Raw genomic sequence first — 17,730 nt, 5'->3', positions numbered from 1 at the left:
TACAGTGTTTTGTGGTATTTGATAAGTTGCAATATAGCATACACTTTAAGTATTTTTACTCCAAAATAATGCAAGATGATCATATGTGAAGACCTATTATTTTCCCAGGGAGCCATTCTGGAAAAATATGATGCGGCAGATTCTATTTTTAAAGAAGGAACTGCGGCTAAATATTATTTCCAGATCAGGCATGGTACTGTAAAACTGAATACTTTTTTAGAAGACGGAAAAGAATTTGTTCACGGGCTTCCTTTTGATGGTCACTGCATTGGTGAAAGCTACTTATTTACCAGTCATTATTATGCCATCAATGCTATTGCGGTTACTAGTTGCGAGATTATTAAGATTTCTAAGACTAAATTTCTGCAAATGCTCTTGGAAAAACCTGAACTAATGCTCGAGATTAATAAATATACAGCCGACAGACTGCATTTCAGATATATGATTTCCAGTTTCCTGGCTATTTCCGATCCTATAGTCAAGCTTATGAAGCTTTTTGATCATCTTAAAAAGTATTTTGGATTTGAGGAAGCCTATTCGTTTCTCATTCCCTATACCAGACAACAAATTGCCACTCTTACCGGGCTTCGGGTAGAGACTGTGATCAGATATGTTAAAAAAATGCAGGAACTGAAATTAGTCAAGATTGAAAGCACCAAAATTTACTATTAGCGTTCAATCATTCAATTTATTATTTTAAAATCAATACCGGTTGTTGGGTGTTCTGGTAAATTCCTTCAGAAATACTTCTGCTTGCCAGATAATAGAGGAAGCTGTGCTGGCCTGGCAAAGCAATAATAAGATCCGCTTCATTAGAGGTTGCAAAGGTGAGAATGCCCTTAATGACATTTTCATCATGAGAATAATGAATGCTGCTTGGAATTTCTGTCAAATGTTCACGAATATACTCCTCCAGCTCTCTTTTTTTGTCCTCATCCTCTTTCTCGCGGGTATTGATATTCAAAAACATCAGACGTACATCTTGTTTATGGATAACAGATTTGTGATGAAACAATCTTTCCAGCCTCTTAATTCCCTTTATATCACAAGGAATGAATATATTTTTGATAGGAGAGTAGTGATAGCCGTTAGGAACAATTAAGGTTTTCACAGGACTCGTTCTGGCAATGCTTATGATATTGTCGGAAACAAAGCTCTCAGTGGTGGAGGTTTGGTCATCACTTCCCAAAATAATCAGTTCCACAGATGGTTGATTTTTTAAAAGCTCATTGATGCTTCTGGTAAGCGCCCAATCACTTAATATCCTGGAAACTTTTATTTCGGGTGATTTTTCTGTTATGATGTCTGTTAACTGATCGAATAATAATTCCGTTCTCTGCAACAGATTGTTGACACTTTCTTCATTGACAAATGAATGTCCTTCTGCAATATGCAGATAATCAAATTCAGATTCTCCTGCTGTTTTTAGTAAGATAATATTTTGATATTCATAGGTTGTTGCCCAGTCTGCGGCTACTTTTACTGCATTTTCCGTAGTTGATGTAAAATCAATGGGTACAAGGATTGTTCTCATAATGTATCATATTTTGATCCTGTTTTTTCCAGGTTTGCTGTCATTTTTTTTACTAAGAGCAAAGCTTTGCTGATCTCCTCTTCGTCAATATTACCAACCGCCTTTTTGTAAAGACCCAATGCCCATGGATAAACGGTTTCAACAATCTGTTTACCCTTAGGAGTCAAAAAGATCTGCTTATTTCTCCGGTCGTTTTTATCCGCTATCCGTTCAACAAGATTTCGTTTTACAAGACTGTTGATAAGATAGGTAATACTTGATTTGTCTTTGCTTACTTTATTTCCTATTTCCTGCTGGTTGATGCCACTATTTCGTGAAAGCAATCCCAGGATTTCAATCAGTTCAAAAGACAAATCCGGATCATATTCATTAATAGTAGCCTGGATTTTCTGCCGGAGACGGCTTTTCATCTCACTCATTGCCAGACCGAGTTCCAGAGCCAGTTCCGATATGTTATTCTGTTTTACGGGCATACTTTTATAGTGATGTAAGACAAAAGGATTTTAGCATGATTTACCCTAACAAATATACGGAAAATTAGTTTCAATTAAAACTAATCAGGCCTTTGGATTATGATAATTTTTTAATAGTTAAATGCCGGACCGGAAAATTATTATTTAGATAACATTCAGTTCATTTTTGTTTATGCCGTAAACTATACTTTGGCCGTAGCAAAACAAAACAATTTAACTTAAAACACTTATGAATCTAATGAAATTTTTATTATTCCGGTTTATTCCGGTGCTTTACCTTTTAACCCTATTATCATGCAGGTCAGATCAGTTTCAGCCAGATGAGACTCTTCCTAATCCACAGGAAAATGCCATGAGAGCTGCTTTTCCAAATATTAAAGTATTATCCTATAATACTTTCTTACTAAGGGATATCAAAGTGGCTTCCACCACACAATGGTCTCAGTTTACAAGAGCAGAAAAACTAGGTGAGGCTTCCTTTTTGAAGAATTACGATGTACTTTTACTTCAGGAATGTTTTGATAATGCAGCAGCTGGAAAACTCCGTGAAAAACTTCTTCCTACTTTTCCCTATCAGACACCTGTAGTAGGACAGACCAAAAATGGATGGAACAGTACTCAAGGTCATTGGCGTGATATCATTTCTGGCGGATTCGAAAATGGAGGCGTGATGATTGCCAGTAAATATCCAATAGAAAGAATGGATCAGTTTATCTTTCCGGCAGGATGTGATTTTGATGGATTTAGCCTGAAAGGTTTTGCTTATGCGAGAATCTTAAAAGACGGAAAACGTGTCCATTTTATAGCAGTTCATACACAGTCTACACAACCATCTTGCGGCGGAAGAGAAGTGGAAATCCGTCAGCAGCAGCTGGGAATGATGAAGTCATTTGTAGACGGATTGAATATTCCCGAGGATGAAATGGTGATTTATGGTGGAGATTTCAACATTATAAAAAATACTTCAGAATATTCCAATATGCTGCAAACCTTGAATGTAAAAGCTCCTGCATACAAAGGATTGCCGTATTCATGGGATACGAAAACCAACACCATGGCTTCTTATCATTACCCTTATCCTGCCAATAAACAAGAATATCTGGATTATATTCTGGTATCAAATGATCATTTGGTGCCACCAAGCTGGCAGAATATAGCATTTGATCCGGTGTCTTCCAAGCTAATGACTTATACAAATATGGTAGGAGCAAAATATTATTGGGCAGATTATTCAGATCATTACCCCATAGAAGCAAATGTTTATTCCGATCAGACGACTCCTACGAAAAGTGTAAAATTCAGAAAACATGATCGTATTTCATTGAAATCTGTATCAACAGGAAAATATGTTAATATGAATCTCTCAACACCGGATGATTGGTTAAGGGTTTCATCAATGACCCCTGATGCAAGAACTTGGTTTAATATCGTAAATATCGGAGATAATGCCAATTATTTTGATTTGAAAGAAGGATATGTAAGAGTAGAAAGTAGCATGTTACTCAATAACTTTTGGTATTGGACATCAGGAAGTTATTATTTTTATCCAAAATATGGAAAAATGACTTACAACCTACAACTTCAAATTGTAAAGAAAAAGGCAGGAAACTTTTCATCAAGTGTTGAAAACGGAGATACTGTAGCTTTCAAGGACGTGACGGGAATTGGCAATACCTATTATCTGCAGGTATATAATAAGTCAGGAACAGATTGGATTTACTTGAACGGAACAAGCTTAACTCCCGATGTACAATTCGTAGTTGAAATGAACAACACCGTTGCAGAGCCTTTCTAGAATTATGTATTATAAACTTAGATAACAATTTAATAAGCAGTGGCCTTCTGGTAGCTGCTTTTCTTATCACTATAAAACAAGAGTATTGAAAGTGTAATCCATTAAAAAAGCAGAGATTAATTCTCTGCTTTTTCTTTTTTAACGGCCTGATGCATAATAAGAATGACCCCCAGGAGGAAACAAGCAATGATCAGATAGCGCCAGGAAAGACCTTTTTGATCCGTTACAGTTCCGCTTACTGAGATGATAAAACTTGTTACAGAAGTGATTACATATACCAGTCCACCCATCAATCCACCGGCAGTGCCTGCATTTTTCGGAAAGTAAAGCATACTTGTCGTAAAAAAGGAAGTAAATAAAATTCCGGAACAGATATGAATAAAAAAGGCAAATGGAATCATAATAAAAAGGCTTTCTGCAAAATAGCTGGTAGTGATCAATCCTGTGATAAGGATCAGCTGGAGAAAAATAGGCTGTAAAATCCTTGATCTGAAACCAAGAGTCAGTTTGCGTTTCCCGATAAAACCTCCGATCATCCAGGAAAATCCCAGGATTAATGTACAATATCCAATAACAACCGGAGTGAAATGGAAAGTGTTTTCAATAATAAACGGCCCGGTAATATTGAATAGCATAACGATAGAGTAGCTCAGTCCTAATATGAAAATTCCCAGCATGAAAATCCTGTTCTTAAGCATCATTTTGTAAAGGCTGATATTCTCAGAAAGATCCAGTTTCTTTTTCTGAGGAAGGCTCTCTCCGCTAAAGAACCATTCAAAAAGAAAAAGAAATGCAGCGTATGCGGCAAGGAAATAAAAATTAGCATGCCAGTTAAATATTTTCTCAAGATAACCTCCGAGGAAAGGTGCCAGAATGGGACCGCACGACCATACAATGGTAAAATAGCTCAGGTAATGCTTCACCTTCTCCGCATCATAAATATCTACAAAAATAGCACGGGTAGCTACAACAAGAACAGAAACTGCTGCTCCCTGAAGAATACGAAGCAGGCAGATCAATAAGATGCTGTTCGTCATGGTAATTAAAATACTTGTCAGGATTAACAGAAATAATGCGATCAGTTTGGGACGGTAGCGCCCGATGCTGTCCAGAATTCCTCCCACAAACAACTGGGAAATCCCGTAGCTCAGAAGATATGAGGTCAGAGTGATCTGGATATCTTTTTCTGAAACCATCATTTCTTTGGCCATAGAAGGGAACGACGGTAAATATATATCCGTGACAAACCCCGAAAGCGGAATAGACACGAAAGCCATAATGGTAATTAATCTGATTCTTTTTTCAGATGCTTCTCTCAACATGTTCATTCATTTTTTACAATGCAAAAATAAGTCAAGAAATAAGAAATTGAATTTTAAAAGACAAAGTAAAAATTACAAAAATCAAATATTAAGCTAAATTCTTAAATTTTAATGGTGAAGTCCGGGCATGCTTTTTAAAGAAATTATTAAAATGAGCAGGCTGATCAAAACCTAAGGTATAACCGATCTGAGCAATGTCCCAGTTGGTGTACTTCAGGAGATTTTTAGACTCTTCAAACATCTTTTCTTTAATGATTTGTGTTGTCGTAAGATGGGTGACGGATTTTACTGAAGAATTCAAATGATTCACATGTACATTAAGGTGCTCGGCAAAGTCCGAAGGAGTTTTTAATGCAAGCGGATAGGCCGGGGAATCCAGAGGAAACTGTTTGTTGAGCAGTTCATCAAATAATCTGTATAAACGCACATTTGCAGGAAGTTCGTTAGGATTGATGTCTTCCACACGGTTTTCCATTGCCAGATGCATGACGGATGCCAGATTACTTTTGATACTGCTGCAACGGAAGGGATAGGCAGAATTATTCATTCTGTAAATCTGATCAAAATAAAGAGTAGCCAGCTGGGTCTGTTCCTCGGTCAGAAAAATGACAGGCTTGCTCCATTCTTTGAACATTGAAGTCTTTTTAAACAGATTGAATTCTGAATTTCCGTTAAAAAATTCCTGGTTGAACAGGCAGAAATATCCTTCCTGCAAATCACTTTCGCACTCCCAGGAGTAGGGAATGCTTGGAGAAGGGAAGAATAATGCCGGACGGTCTATATACAGCTGATGGGTGCCATAATGAATGGTTCCTTTTCCAATGATAAAACTGATTTTATAATAATCACGGCGGTTGTAAGGACTCTTAAAACTACAGTATTTCCGCATTGAAATGTTGAAATGAGATTTACCCATTTCAAAATCTTCAGAATCAAACATTTTGATCTGGTTCTTACGGATACGTTTGTAATAATCTTCTATGGTTTCCAGTTGATCGCTCATAAGTAAAAATTATAAAAATCAAAGATAATAAAACCATAGTTCACTCAAAATAATTTTAAGTGAAATAAAAAAATAGGAATGATAGCTCCTCTCAATAATATTTCTGTGGTTTACTAACTTTTATTAATCTCCAATTCTAAAATATGCGATGGAAGCAGGAATGGGCCGACTTTTGAACTGACAGCAGATACAAAACCAGATTCTTTTAAAAACTCCGAAAGCGGATCATGATCCAGCATATTGGTCCATACAATATCCGTGAAGCTCACTGCGGATCTGCACTTTTTCCAAAGGGACTGCCTTGTTTCAGGAAAATCATACTCTGACAGTATCACAAAACTTATTTCTGTTGCTCTTTTCCTCTCCGGTATGCCAGGATGTAGAGAACCGCTTTTGATAATACTGTATCCGACAGGTTTCTGATCTGCATACGTCATGATCAGCTGGTTGGAGAGATCATTCAGGTCATTGATCATTTTTCTCGGATCTATTTCATTATGAATATATTTTTTAATCTCATCTTCTGTAACAAACTCCTTGTGTAAGGCGTAAACGGACGAATCAATAATGGCTATAAGATCAGAAATTCCCTCTTCAGAACCTACTGTAAATTTTGAAATGATATCCATGGGATCTTTTTTTATTCAAAATTATAAGATTAATCTATTTAAAAGGGATACAGTTTGCTAAAATATAATCGGTACAGAAAGATAAATTTATAAATTTGTTCAGTACAGTGTATTATGGCAAAATCTTATAAATACGAAATTTTTACAGCAGTAATAGAAAAACAGATCCGTAGTGGAATTTTGCAGGAAAAAGACAGACTTCCGTCCGTTCGTGAAATTAAAGAAAAATACAAACTTAGTACAAGTTCTGTACAAAGCGGATTTGAATACCTTCTGATTAAAGGGTTAATCAAGAGTCATCCGAGGTCAGGATATTTTGTTGCAGAAAATCAGGAAGAGAATATTCCTGAAATCAGAACAAAACTGCCTGTGGTAGTAAGAGATGCAGAGTTTATGAAAAATATGATGTTGACTTCCAAAAGGACTTCAGAATCAAGTTCTTTCAACACTGCTGTGCCCGGAGATTTGCTGATTCCGCAGAAACTCATCCTCAGAACGATGCAGGAAGTGATTCGGGAAAAAGGAGCAGCACTGCTCAGGTACTACCCGTTAAGTGGTCTGGAAACATTAAGAAAACAGATTGCCAAACAAATGAGAACGTATGGCTGTACTTTAAATCCTGATGAAATAATCATTACCGATGGTGCATTACAGGCACTTACGATCGCTTTGAAATCTGTTACCAAACCCGGAGATGTGGTTGCTGTTGAAAGTCCTTGTGTATTCTCTGTATTGGAAGTTATTGCTAATCTCGATCTTAAAGTGATCGAAATTCCTGTTCATTACAGAAGTGGTTTTGATACGGAATATTTCAGAACCGTCTGTGCTGAAAACGATATTCGTGCCTTGGTTGTAACTCCGAACTTTCATAATCCTACAGGTGTACTTATGAGTGATGAGGTTAAGGTAGAATTGTTGAGTATTGCAGAACAACATCAGTTGTGTATCATTGAAAATGATATGTATTCCGATCTCTATTTCTGTGAACAAAGACCCCGGTGTATAAAAAGTTTTGATACCAAAGGATTGGTCATGACCTATTCATCATTTTCAAAAACGTTGGCGCCGGGAATCCGTTTAGGCTGGCTCTATGCAGGTAATTTTTATGCAAAATCCGAAAGAGTAAGGTTTTCTTTAGGCCGGTCGGTTTCTCCTGTTTATCAGGAATTGGTTTTGAAACTGTTGCAGGGAAACAGCTATGAAAGACATTTGCGTTCATTCCGGAAAAAGCTCAACCAGCAGGCTATTCAGGTATTGGATGCTTTAAGAAATTCTTTTCCCGAAGGTTCTTATTTTCACAGGCCTCAGGGTGGATATAGTATTTGGGGGCAGCTTCCGGAGAATGTTGATATGAAAAGATTCTATGAATATTGTGAAAAGCGGAAGATTTTATTTACTCCCGGGGACACCTTTTCTTTTACGGATAAATATCAATTTCATTTCCGGATTGTTTTTGCAGAGCGGATTACTTCTGAAAGCATTATTTTGTTACAGAAAGCAGGAAATAAAGTTCAGGAATTAATGTTTTAAATTATTAATAACAATGAAGTTATTATGGAAAGGTTGAGGTCAGATGAGTTTCAAATAAAGCCTTCGTTTTCTTCAATTCGTATTGATTCTTAAGGGTTTATTGATATCTTGATGTATAACGCGTTTCAGATTCAAACAGATGGCTGATTTCCGGTAATATTTCGATTTTATTTTAAAAATTAAATTGAATTGTGGAAAGACTCAAAAAAAATAATTAAATCCACTATTTTTTTTCAACACAATTAGGCTGGAATCACCATAAAACCTATATTTGCAGCCTAAATTTTTAAATAAATGAAAGAACTAATTGAAAAAATCAACGCAGAATTTGAAGCGTTCACAACTGAGGCAAACCAACAAGCAGAAAAAGGAAACAAGGCTGCTGGTACAAGAGCTCGTAAAGCAGCTTTAGAACTAAGCAAATTGTTCAAAGACTTCAGAAAAGTTTCTGTAGAAGAAGCTAAAAAATAATTTACTTTTAGCCGGCTTTTGAAGCCGGCTTTTTTTATCTCCCTCAATTCAATACATTTTAGGATCTGAAACTAGGATGAAAACTTCCCGTTTAGGCTTGTTTTACTGTAATTCAATATAATCAAGTGTTATTTTTTATACTACATCATTATGGTAATCTGAACTTCATATTGATGCTTTTTTATAAATTATAGTTATTAGCGGATTTTTGTTATTGTTTTCATGCATAATATCACTGGAAAACCTCTTTTTTAGGCTCAATTTTTCATCATCTCCCCAATTTCTTTTATCTTTAAACCAATCAATATATATTATGAGGATAAATAGATTTTTTGCAGTGCCTGCAGTGGTGCTGGCTGCTCAGTTTTCCTGGGCTCAGGTAAAGGTTGACCCAAAAGAAAGGCTAAACCCTATCGTAAAAAGTTTTGTAGATGAAGTAAATAATAATTCCCAGCTGGAAAACCTGGCATATGAGCTGTTGGATGGTATCGGACCGCGTCTTGTAGGAACTCCCGAAATGCTTGCCGCTAATGAATGGAGCGCAGGTAAGCTCCGTTCATGGGGAATAGATGCCAATCTTCAGCAGTTTGGAACATGGAAAGGATGGCAGAGAGGAACTACCCATGTGGATATGACGTTTCCGCGTGTAAAATCTCTGGCAGCTACACAGCTTGCATGGAGTCCTGCTACTAAAAAAGCAATTGAGGCAGAAGTAGTAATTCTTCCAAAAGTATCTTCCAAAGCAGAGTTTGATCAATGGCTTCCTTCTGCAAAAGGGAAAATAGTGCTGATGGCACAGTACCAGAAAATCGGACGTTCTGATGATCAGATCAAAGAATTTGCTACTCCTGAGCTGTATGAAAAGCTTAAAGCAGAAAAAGAGCAGGCGGCGAAAGATTTCACTGCTTATGTGAAGAATATCGGATATGACAACAACAGCCTTCCGGAGGCTCTGGAAAAAGTAGGAGCGGCGGGAATTGCCATTTCCAACTGGACCGGAATCATGGGCGCTAACAGAATATTCGGAGCAAAAACAACCAAAATTCCCATGATTGATATTGATGTGGAAGATTATGGAATGCTTTACAGAATGGCAGAAAAAGGAACGCTTCCTAAAATAAAAATTGATGCCCAGTCTAAAATACTTCCTGAAGCCAAAAGTTTCAATACTATTGGGATGATCAAAGGAAAGGAAAAACCGGATGAATATGTGATTCTTTCGGCTCACCTTGATTCTTGGGACGGAGCTCAGGGTGCTACAGATAACGGAACGGGAACGATTACGATGCTGGAAACCATGCGAATCCTGAAAAAATATTATCCTAACAACAAGAGAACCATCGTCATCGGACTTTGGGGAAGTGAGGAGCAGGGATTAAACGGTTCCAGAGGTTTTGTGATGGATAATCCTGAGATTATAAAAGGAGTGCAGGCTGCTTTTAATCAGGATAACGGAACCGGCCGTGTTGTGAATATCAGTGGTCAGGGATTTGTAAAAGCTTATGATTATATTGGTAAATGGCTTGACGGTGTTCCAAAGGCTGTAAAAAACCACATTAAAACTGATTTCCCAGGAATGCCTGGCGGTGGTGGTTCTGATCATGCATCATTTGTGGCTGCCGGAGTACCAGGATTTTCTTTAGGTTCTCTGAACTGGGGATATTTTGGATATACTTGGCACACGACAAAAGATACCTATGATAAAATTGTTTTTGATGAGGTGAAAAACAATGTGATCTTAACGGCAGCATTAGCTTATATGGCTTCTGAAGACCCGGAATTCACAAACAGAGAAAAGAGAGCAATGCCTCAGGATGATAAAGGGGAAACGGTAAAATGGCCGGAACTAAAAGAACCCAGAAGAAGTTCTAAGGATTACAAGTAAAAGTTTTCTACTATATTAAGAGTAAAGAGGCTGCCCGCAGGGCAGCCTCTTTACTTGAATAAAATTTCATTATTTTGTACTATCGGAAATATGGGATATTAAGTCCGAAAACGTAAGAATTGATGGTTCGTAAAGTGAATCAGTCAATTTTCCAAATCCGTATTTACAGAAAATAAACGGCAATCCATTAGTGACTGCTGAATCATAATCGGTTTGAGTGTCACCAATGTAAAAAGAATCTTCGATGGACAGCTGATTTCTTTTCATGAGGAGCTGTATATTTTCAGATTTTGGTTTTTGAGTTCGTCCATGAGATTCAAAGTCAACAAACAGATTATTGAACTGATAATAGTCTAAAAATGATTCTATATAACCGTCCTGGCAATTGCTTACAATGAAAAGAGAGTGGATGTTGGCAAGACTCTTTAAAGTTTCTTCTACACCCTCATATAAAATTCCACCCTGTATGTGCAGTATTTTATTTTCTTCGGCTACAATTTCAGAAAGAAGTTCCTGAGTCTGCAGGTCTGAAATGCCCGGAATAATGTCTTTTACAATATCATGAGCCAATAATCCCATATATTGATTCATATCTTCAGGCTTAAGTTCTCTTTGGATTAACTGATGTCTGCCCAGTACTTCATTCCATATTTTAATGATGGTCGCTCTGGAATCCCATAATGTTCCGTCAAGATCGAAAATTAAATTCTTTGTGTTCAAAATAAATATTTTATGGTTTATATTTAATCTATAATTAAAAAATTACAAAATCATACTCAGCTGCACCCTTTTTCTTGCTTCATCTACTTCCGTTACCTTTACACGAACATGCTGGTGAAGCTTTACCACTTCATTTACATCTGATACAAACCCGTCTTTCAGCTGGGAAATATGAACCAATCCGCTTTCTTTGATTCCAAGATCTACAAAACATCCGAAGGCAGTAATATTATTGACAATCCCCGGAAGAATCATCCCTGCTTTTAAGTCTTTAATGCTTTTAACGGTAGGATCAAACTCAAATACTTTGGCAGCCTTTCTCGGGTCCAGTCCCGGTTTTTCAAGCTCTTTTAAAATATCTTTGATTCCTAAAATCCCGATCTCATCTGTAATATAGCTTTCCGGTTTTACCAGAGCTATTTTTTCTTTATTGGCGATCAGTTCATGGGTTTTAATGCCTAAATCTTTGGCTATTTTTTCTACAATTCCATAAGCTTCCGGATGTACAGCGGAATTATCCAGCGGGTTTTTACCATTCGCAATTCTTACAAATGCGGCTGCCTGCTGGAAGGCTTTTTCTCCAAGCCTCGGTACCTTTTTAAGTTGTTTTCTATCTTCAAATGCCCCGTTTTCAGCACGGTAATTAACAATGTTTTCTGCCATTTTTTCGCCAATTCCGGAAACATAACTTAAAAGCGATTTACTGGCTGTATTTAAATTAATTCCCACAGAATTTACGCATTTCATCACCGTAGCATCCAGCTCATTTTTTAGTTGGGTCTGATCCACATCGTGTTGGTATTGGCCAACTCCAATAGATTTGGCATCAATCTTTACCAATTCTGCTAACGGATCAGAGAGCCTTCTTCCGATGGAAACTGCTCCACGCACCGTTACATCATATGTTGGGAACTCTTCCCTTGCAATTTTACTGGCAGAATACACTGAAGCTCCGGCTTCCGAAACTACAAAAACCTGTAGCGGCTTATCGAAAGCAATCTTTTTGATAAAAAATTCTGTTTCACGACTTGCTGTTCCGTTACCAATAGAGATGGCTTCAATATTATAGGCATTCACCATAGAACGGATCTTTTTCATAGCCATTCCGCTTTCATTCTGCGGAGCATGAGGATAAAGAGTTTCATTGTGCAGTAAGTCTCCTTTTTCATCCAGACATACCACTTTGCACCCGCTTCTGTATCCCGGATCTATTGCCAGGATTCTTTTCTCCCCCAAAGGAGGAGCAAGCAGAAGCTGACTTAAATTCTCAGAGAATATTTCAATCGCTTTTTTGTCTGCCTTTTCTTTGGCTTCCTGTAGGGCTTCATTGGAGATAGCAGGTTCAAGAAGCCTTTTGTAACTGTCTTTTATGGCCAGTGCAATCTGGTCTGAGCTTTCATTATTAGATTTTATAATGGCTTTTTCAATAAAGTCAATAGCTTCTTCTTTATCTATTCCTACATTTGTTTTTACGAAACCTTCCGCTTCCGCTCGTAACATGGCCAGAAGTCTGTGAGAAGGAGTTCTGCTAAGGCTTTCTTCCCATTCAAAATATTGGGAGAATTTTTGGGCATCTTCCCCATCTTTTTTAGCTTTTACGACCTTGGAAGTAACAACTGCTTTACGTTGAAAGAGTCTGCGGAGGTTCTTACGGACATACATGTTTTCATTGATCCATTCTGCCATGATATCTCTCGCACCCTGAAGCGCTTCTTCTTCGGAAGTAACGTCGTTGTTCAGATACTTTGAAGCCAGAAACCGGATGTCATTATTTTTCTGGCTCATAATGATCCTTGCTAAAGGTTCCAATCCTTTTTCCTTGGCGGTATCAGCTTTTGTTTTTTTACGTTTTTTGAAAGGCAGGTATAGATCTTCCAGCTCCTGAATATCAAAGCTGTCTTCAATTCTCTGTTGAAGCTCAGGGCTTAGAGCGTTTTGTTCTTCTATAGATTTTAAGATAGACTCTTTTCTCTTGACAATATCTTCGAACTGCTTGCTGATCTTTGAGATCTGTTCAATCTGTATTTCATCTAGATTTCCGGTTTTATCTTTTCGGTAACGGGAAATAAAAGGAATGGTGCAGTCTTCTGCTAATAATTGTAAAGTATTGTTGATGCTCTTCTCAGAAATGTTGAGCTGCTTCTGTATAAATTCTACGGTCGTCATTGTTCTGTTTTCGGATAGCTAAAATAGGGTTTTGGGATGAAAAAATAGAAACACAACTATAAAAAAGCCTGATTACTACAAAAATATAATGAAACAATAAAGAATCAGAATTACCCAAACAATTATGATTCACAATATAGAGCAGAGGTGTCCCGTAAGTGGATTTACAACTGCAAATAATTTAAATATTGTATTTCTTGATGTATGATAAGGTGCCTCCGGATAGGTTTTTCTATTTTTGTATCCGAAAACAACAAAATTTCAACAAACTTTTTAAACAGTTCAATATGAAAAAAATTAGCGTAATTGCATTAGTAGGAGTAGGATTGCTTTTAGCATCATGTGATAAATCAAAAACTGCAGATACTGCTGCTACAGCTCAAGAGCAAACAGTAGCGGAGAGCAAAGGTGAAGTACTTGCAGTAGATACAGTAGGTTCAGTAGTAAACTGGAAGGCTACCCACAAAGGAGGTATGGCTCCACGTTGGGGAACACTTACTGTAAAGTCTGGAGACCTTAGTGTTGATGCTGGTCAGGTTTCAGCAGGAAACTTTGTTATTGATATGAACTCTATCAAAGTAGATCCGGCTTCAGTTACAGAAAAAGATAAAAAACCTGCAGAACTTGAAACTCACTTGAAAAGCGCTGACTTCTTTGATACAGCGAAAAACCCAACTTCAGATTTTAAAATTACAAGCGTTACAGATCTGAAAGAAGCACCGAAAGATGCTGTAGCAGGAGCTAATAAAACAGTAAGCGGAAACCTTACATTATCAGGAAAAACAATGAATGTTACTTTCCCTGCTAAAGTAGATGTAGCAGAAAATTCTGCTGCTATTCAGGCTAAATTTACAGTAAACAGAGCAGATTGGGGACTTAAGTTCGGTACTTCAGAAGCAGATCCGGCAGAATGGATGATCAGCAAAGATATCGAGATTGCTATCGATGTAAAAGCTAAAAAATAAGTTATTGAAATTATAATAACTACCGGGTTGTCTTGATAAAGGCAGCCCTTTTTATTTTTATAAACTTTATTTGACCTTGTAACAAGATCAATTCAAAATCCTTGAATTCAGAATCCTTACACAATATTCACTTCCGAGATACAAAGGATTACCATGTTTTTCAGACCAGAAACCATCCAATATATCTTTACTCAGACATCGGTATACAGCAACTCCTTTATAGATTTTATGATCTTCACCCTCATAGTTGAAGTTGATCACTAAAATATGGTCTTTATAAAACCCTGTCCCATGTTGCAGATGATCACCAATAACCCACTGGGCAATAATACGGTTGTTTTCATCAATAGATAAAGTTAATATACCATGATAAGAAGCATGAGATGATTCTTCCTGATTGCTTCCTTCAATAGCATAGCTTCCTGCAAGATCATGTACTGTCATTGATTTGTTATTTTAACGGTGGACAAAATTAAATAATCTTATTCTGATTGAGGTACACATCTCGTTTTGTATTGAATTTAAATTTCCAGCTTTTCTTATTATGTAAATTAAACTTTATTTTTGTTTTAAATTAATTTTAAAATGATTCCTTTTCTATTGATCGCTAATCTGATGACATTTGGTGTCTTTGGTTTTGATAAATGGCAAGCCAGAAAACACCAATGGAGAATTTCAGAAAATATGCTTTTAGGAATATCCCTTATAGGTGTCGTAGGAGCAGCCTCCGGAATGATTATTTTCAATCATAAAGTTTCCAAAAAATCATTTCTTGTGAAATTTTTTATTGTGGTTTTAATTGATCTGGTGCTTTTTTACCGATTGATAAGGCATTGATATAAAGAAAGTTGATTTCTTTTTTTAAATGTTAAATATTGTAATAAATAATTGTTGTTACATTTTTTTTTATATTTTTATCATGCTAATAACAAATAAACAAAACAACATGAGAAATCTTAGAAAAATTTCCAGAAGTGAAATGAAATCAGTTCAGGGAGGAATTGTTAAAGGAATGGTTAGATGTAAAGACGCCGATACTTGTGCCGTAAGATGGGGTTGGGCAACCGGATTTTCCAGCAATTGTGCAGAATTCGACATCATATGCGGAGAACCGCCTGCAGTAGATCCATGTGAGATACAAGCTTGCGTTTAAATAGTTTAAGAGTGTTTTTTTAACACTCTTTTTTTATTGTCTTGTAAATAAGTATTTTAAACATAATATTAAATATTTGCATAAGTAAATATTTTTTCATTAAAAATCACTACTTTTGCACCCGTAAAAATCTTTTATGCAAAACATTAGAAATATTGCGATTATCGCACACGTTGACCACGGAAAGACGACTTTGGTTGACAAGATCATTCACGCTACCAACATTTTCAGAGAAAATCAGGAGAGTGGGGAGTTAATTATGGATAACAACGATCTTGAAAGAGAAAGAGGGATCACTATCTTATCCAAGAATATTTCTGTTACTTATAAAGACACAAAAATTAACGTAATTGATACTCCTGGTCACGCCGATTTTGGTGGAGAAGTAGAAAGAGTATTGAAAATGGCTGATGGAGTTATTTTGTTGGTAGATGCGTTCGAAGGACCAATGCCACAAACAAGATTCGTACTACAGAAAGCATTGGAGTTAGGATTGAGACCATTAGTGGTTATCAATAAAGTAGATAAGCCAAACTGCCGTCCTGACGAAGTTCATGATAAGGTATTTGACTTGTTCTTCAACCTTGAGGCTACAGAAGAGCAATTGGATTTCCCTACATTCTACGGATCTTCAAAACAAGGTTGGTTCAACACTTCATTAGAACAGACTGAAGACATTTTACCACTATTAGATGGTATTTTACAATATGTTCCTGAACCGAAAATAACAGAAGGAAATCTTCAGATGCAGATTACTTCTCTTGATTTCTCTTCTTTCTTAGGAAGAATTGCCATCGGGAAAGTGACAAGAGGTGAGATCAAAGAATCTCAGTGGATTGGTCTTGCTCAGGCAGAAGGTAAAATTGTAAAAGGAAAAGTAAAAGAACTTTACGTTTTCGAAGGACTAGGAAAGAAAAAAGTAACTGAAGTACAGGCAGGAGATATCTGTGCCGTAGTAGGTTTTGATGCTTTCCAGATTGGTGATTCATTCGTTGATCTTGAAAATCCTGAGCCATTGGAAAGAACGGCTATTGACGAGCCTACGTTGAACATGACGTTCTCTATCAACAATTCACCTTTCTTCGGTAAAGATGGTAAATATGTTACTTCTAATCACCTGAAAGAAAGATTAACAAAAGAATTAGAGAAAAACCTGGCATTAAGAGTTCAGCAGACAGACGATGCTAACACATTCCTTGTTTTCGGTAGAGGTATTCTTCACTTATCAGTTTTGATCGAAACAATGAGAAGAGAAGGGTATGAAATGACAATTGGCCAGCCACAGGTTATCTTCAAAGAAATTGATGGTGAAAAATGTGAACCTTATGAATCTTTAGTTGTTGACGTTCCTGAAGAATTTGCTTCAAGAGTAATCGACCTGGCAACTCAGAGAAAAGGTGACCTTCACATCATGGAAACTAAAGGTGAAATGCAGCATATGGAGTTTGAAATTCCTTCAAGAGGTTTGATCGGACTACGTTCTCAGATGTTGACAGCTACTGCAGGGGAAGCTATTATGGCACACCGTTTTACAGAATATAAGCCTTTCAAAGGAAATATTCCTGGAAGAAACAATGGTGTTCTGATCAGCAAAACTACAGGTCCGGCTACAGAATATTCTATTGCTAAATTACAGGATAGAGGTAAGTTCTTCGTTGATCCGGGTGAGGAAATCTACACAGGAATGATCATCGGTGAGCAAAACAAGCCGGGAGATTTGGTAGTAAACATCGTAGAAGCAAAACAGTTGAACAACATGAGAGCTTCTGGTAAAGATAAAGATACTGGTGTTGCTCCGAAAATCCTATTCTCTCTTGAAGAATGTATGGAATATATTCAGGGAGATGAAGCTATTGAGGTAACTCCAAACTTCATCAGAATGAGAAAGAAAATCCTTTCAGAAGAAGAAAGAAAAAGAGTAGAAAGAGGAGCGAAAGCATAATCCGAAATTCTTAAAATATAATAAAGCCTCGATTTTCGGGGCTTTTTTGTTTTTACAAGGGTAGGGTATGATGATATGTTTTATTTATTTTAAGCTGTTGTATTTCTTTTTCAATTATTTTACAGGTTTCAAATGATTTTTT

General features: G+C 36.8%; 17 protein-coding genes. 9 read left to right on the top strand and 8 right to left on the bottom strand.

The genetic code is table 11. The annotated features are described in order from the left end of the window. Positions 1 to 75: 75 nt before the first annotated feature. Positions 76 to 672, top strand: coding sequence for a Crp/Fnr family transcriptional regulator (locus tag FN817_RS12005; protein WP_142718121.1), 597 nt, complete (start codon positions 76 to 78; stop codon positions 670 to 672). A 19-nt stretch (positions 673 to 691) separates the two neighbouring features. On the opposite strand, the gene FN817_RS12000 is transcribed toward FN817_RS12005, so the two are convergent. Then, a complete protein-coding gene (locus FN817_RS12000) occupies positions 692 to 1,534 on the bottom strand; it encodes a universal stress protein (RefSeq protein ID WP_142718120.1) in 843 nt (280 codons plus the stop codon). Then, positions 1,531 to 2,007 carry a MarR family winged helix-turn-helix transcriptional regulator gene (locus FN817_RS11995; protein WP_142718119.1) on the bottom strand — a complete coding sequence of 159 codons (477 nt, stop codon included), beginning with the start codon at positions 2,005 to 2,007 and terminating at the stop codon, positions 1,531 to 1,533. Before FN817_RS11995 ends, FN817_RS12000 begins: the two co-directional genes overlap by 4 nt. 238 nt (positions 2,008 to 2,245) lie before the next feature. On the opposite strand from FN817_RS11995, the gene sph reads away from it, so the two are divergent. After that, the gene (sph, locus tag FN817_RS11990) at positions 2,246 to 3,802 is read left to right on the top strand and encodes a sphingomyelin phosphodiesterase (RefSeq protein WP_167498855.1); all 1,557 of its coding nucleotides are present in this window, start codon (positions 2,246 to 2,248) and stop codon (positions 3,800 to 3,802) included. Between the two features lie 116 nt (positions 3,803 to 3,918). Here the strand turns inward: sph and FN817_RS11985 are convergent, their stop codons facing one another. The 3 genes from FN817_RS11985 to FN817_RS11975 form a co-directional block, all read right to left on the bottom strand. Next, positions 3,919 to 5,124 carry an MFS transporter gene (locus tag FN817_RS11985; RefSeq protein WP_142718117.1) on the bottom strand — a complete coding sequence of 402 codons (1,206 nt, stop codon included), beginning with the start codon at positions 5,122 to 5,124 and terminating at the stop codon, positions 3,919 to 3,921. An 88-nt stretch (positions 5,125 to 5,212) separates the two neighbouring features. After that, a complete protein-coding gene (locus FN817_RS11980) occupies positions 5,213 to 6,127 on the bottom strand; it encodes a helix-turn-helix domain-containing protein (protein WP_142718116.1) in 915 nt (304 codons plus the stop codon). 113 nt (positions 6,128 to 6,240) lie between these two features. Then, the gene (locus tag FN817_RS11975) at positions 6,241 to 6,756 is read right to left on the bottom strand and encodes a hypothetical protein (protein WP_142718115.1); all 516 of its coding nucleotides are present in this window, start codon (positions 6,754 to 6,756) and stop codon (positions 6,241 to 6,243) included. A 114-nt stretch (positions 6,757 to 6,870) separates the two neighbouring features. On the opposite strand from FN817_RS11975, the gene FN817_RS11970 reads away from it, so the two are divergent. The 3 genes from FN817_RS11970 (at position 6,871) to FN817_RS11960 (ending at position 10,642) form a co-directional block, all read left to right on the top strand. Continuing rightward, complete coding sequence (locus FN817_RS11970) at positions 6,871 to 8,286, top strand: aminotransferase-like domain-containing protein (protein WP_142718114.1); 1,416 nt, start codon at positions 6,871 to 6,873, stop codon at positions 8,284 to 8,286. A 294-nt stretch (positions 8,287 to 8,580) separates the two neighbouring features. Then, positions 8,581 to 8,757, top strand: a complete 177-nt coding sequence (locus FN817_RS11965; RefSeq protein WP_047377485.1) for a histone H1 — start codon at positions 8,581 to 8,583, stop codon at positions 8,755 to 8,757. A gap of 313 nt (positions 8,758 to 9,070) precedes the next feature. Next, a complete protein-coding gene (locus FN817_RS11960; RefSeq protein ID WP_142718113.1) occupies positions 9,071 to 10,642 on the top strand; it encodes a M28 family peptidase in 1,572 nt (523 codons plus the stop codon). Positions 10,643 to 10,711: 69 nt separating this feature from the next. Here the strand turns inward: FN817_RS11960 and FN817_RS11955 are convergent, their stop codons facing one another. Further along, positions 10,712 to 11,362, bottom strand: a complete 651-nt coding sequence (locus tag FN817_RS11955; RefSeq protein WP_167498854.1) for an HAD family hydrolase — start codon at positions 11,360 to 11,362, stop codon at positions 10,712 to 10,714. Between the two features lie 42 nt (positions 11,363 to 11,404). Beyond that, complete coding sequence (locus FN817_RS11950; RefSeq protein WP_142718111.1) at positions 11,405 to 13,528, bottom strand: Tex family protein; 2,124 nt, start codon at positions 13,526 to 13,528, stop codon at positions 11,405 to 11,407. Between the two features lie 287 nt (positions 13,529 to 13,815). Between FN817_RS11950 and FN817_RS11945 the strand changes: the two genes are divergently transcribed. Further along, positions 13,816 to 14,493, top strand: coding sequence for a YceI family protein (locus FN817_RS11945; protein ID WP_142718110.1), 678 nt, complete (start codon positions 13,816 to 13,818; stop codon positions 14,491 to 14,493). 87 nt (positions 14,494 to 14,580) lie between these two features. On the opposite strand, the gene FN817_RS11940 is transcribed toward FN817_RS11945, so the two are convergent. After that, complete coding sequence (locus tag FN817_RS11940) at positions 14,581 to 14,937, bottom strand: hypothetical protein (protein WP_142718109.1); 357 nt, start codon at positions 14,935 to 14,937, stop codon at positions 14,581 to 14,583. 141 nt (positions 14,938 to 15,078) lie between these two features. Between FN817_RS11940 and FN817_RS11935 the strand changes: the two genes are divergently transcribed. From FN817_RS11935 to typA, 3 genes are all read left to right on the top strand, one after another. Further along, a complete protein-coding gene (locus FN817_RS11935) occupies positions 15,079 to 15,330 on the top strand; it encodes a DUF1294 domain-containing protein (protein WP_142718108.1) in 252 nt (83 codons plus the stop codon). A gap of 109 nt (positions 15,331 to 15,439) precedes the next feature. After that, positions 15,440 to 15,646 carry a bacteriocin-like protein gene (locus FN817_RS11930; protein WP_142718107.1) on the top strand — a complete coding sequence of 69 codons (207 nt, stop codon included), beginning with the start codon at positions 15,440 to 15,442 and terminating at the stop codon, positions 15,644 to 15,646. A gap of 136 nt (positions 15,647 to 15,782) precedes the next feature. Continuing rightward, positions 15,783 to 17,588, top strand: a complete 1,806-nt coding sequence (gene typA, locus FN817_RS11925; protein ID WP_142718106.1) for a translational GTPase TypA — start codon at positions 15,783 to 15,785, stop codon at positions 17,586 to 17,588. Positions 17,589 to 17,730: the final 142 nt, after the last annotated feature.

The organism is Chryseobacterium rhizoplanae, from assembly GCF_900182655.1.
GTDB lineage: Bacteria > Bacteroidota > Bacteroidia > Flavobacteriales > Weeksellaceae > Chryseobacterium > Chryseobacterium rhizoplanae.
Note: the sequence above shows the minus strand (reverse complement) of the source record. Positions and strands in the feature narration are given on the sequence as shown.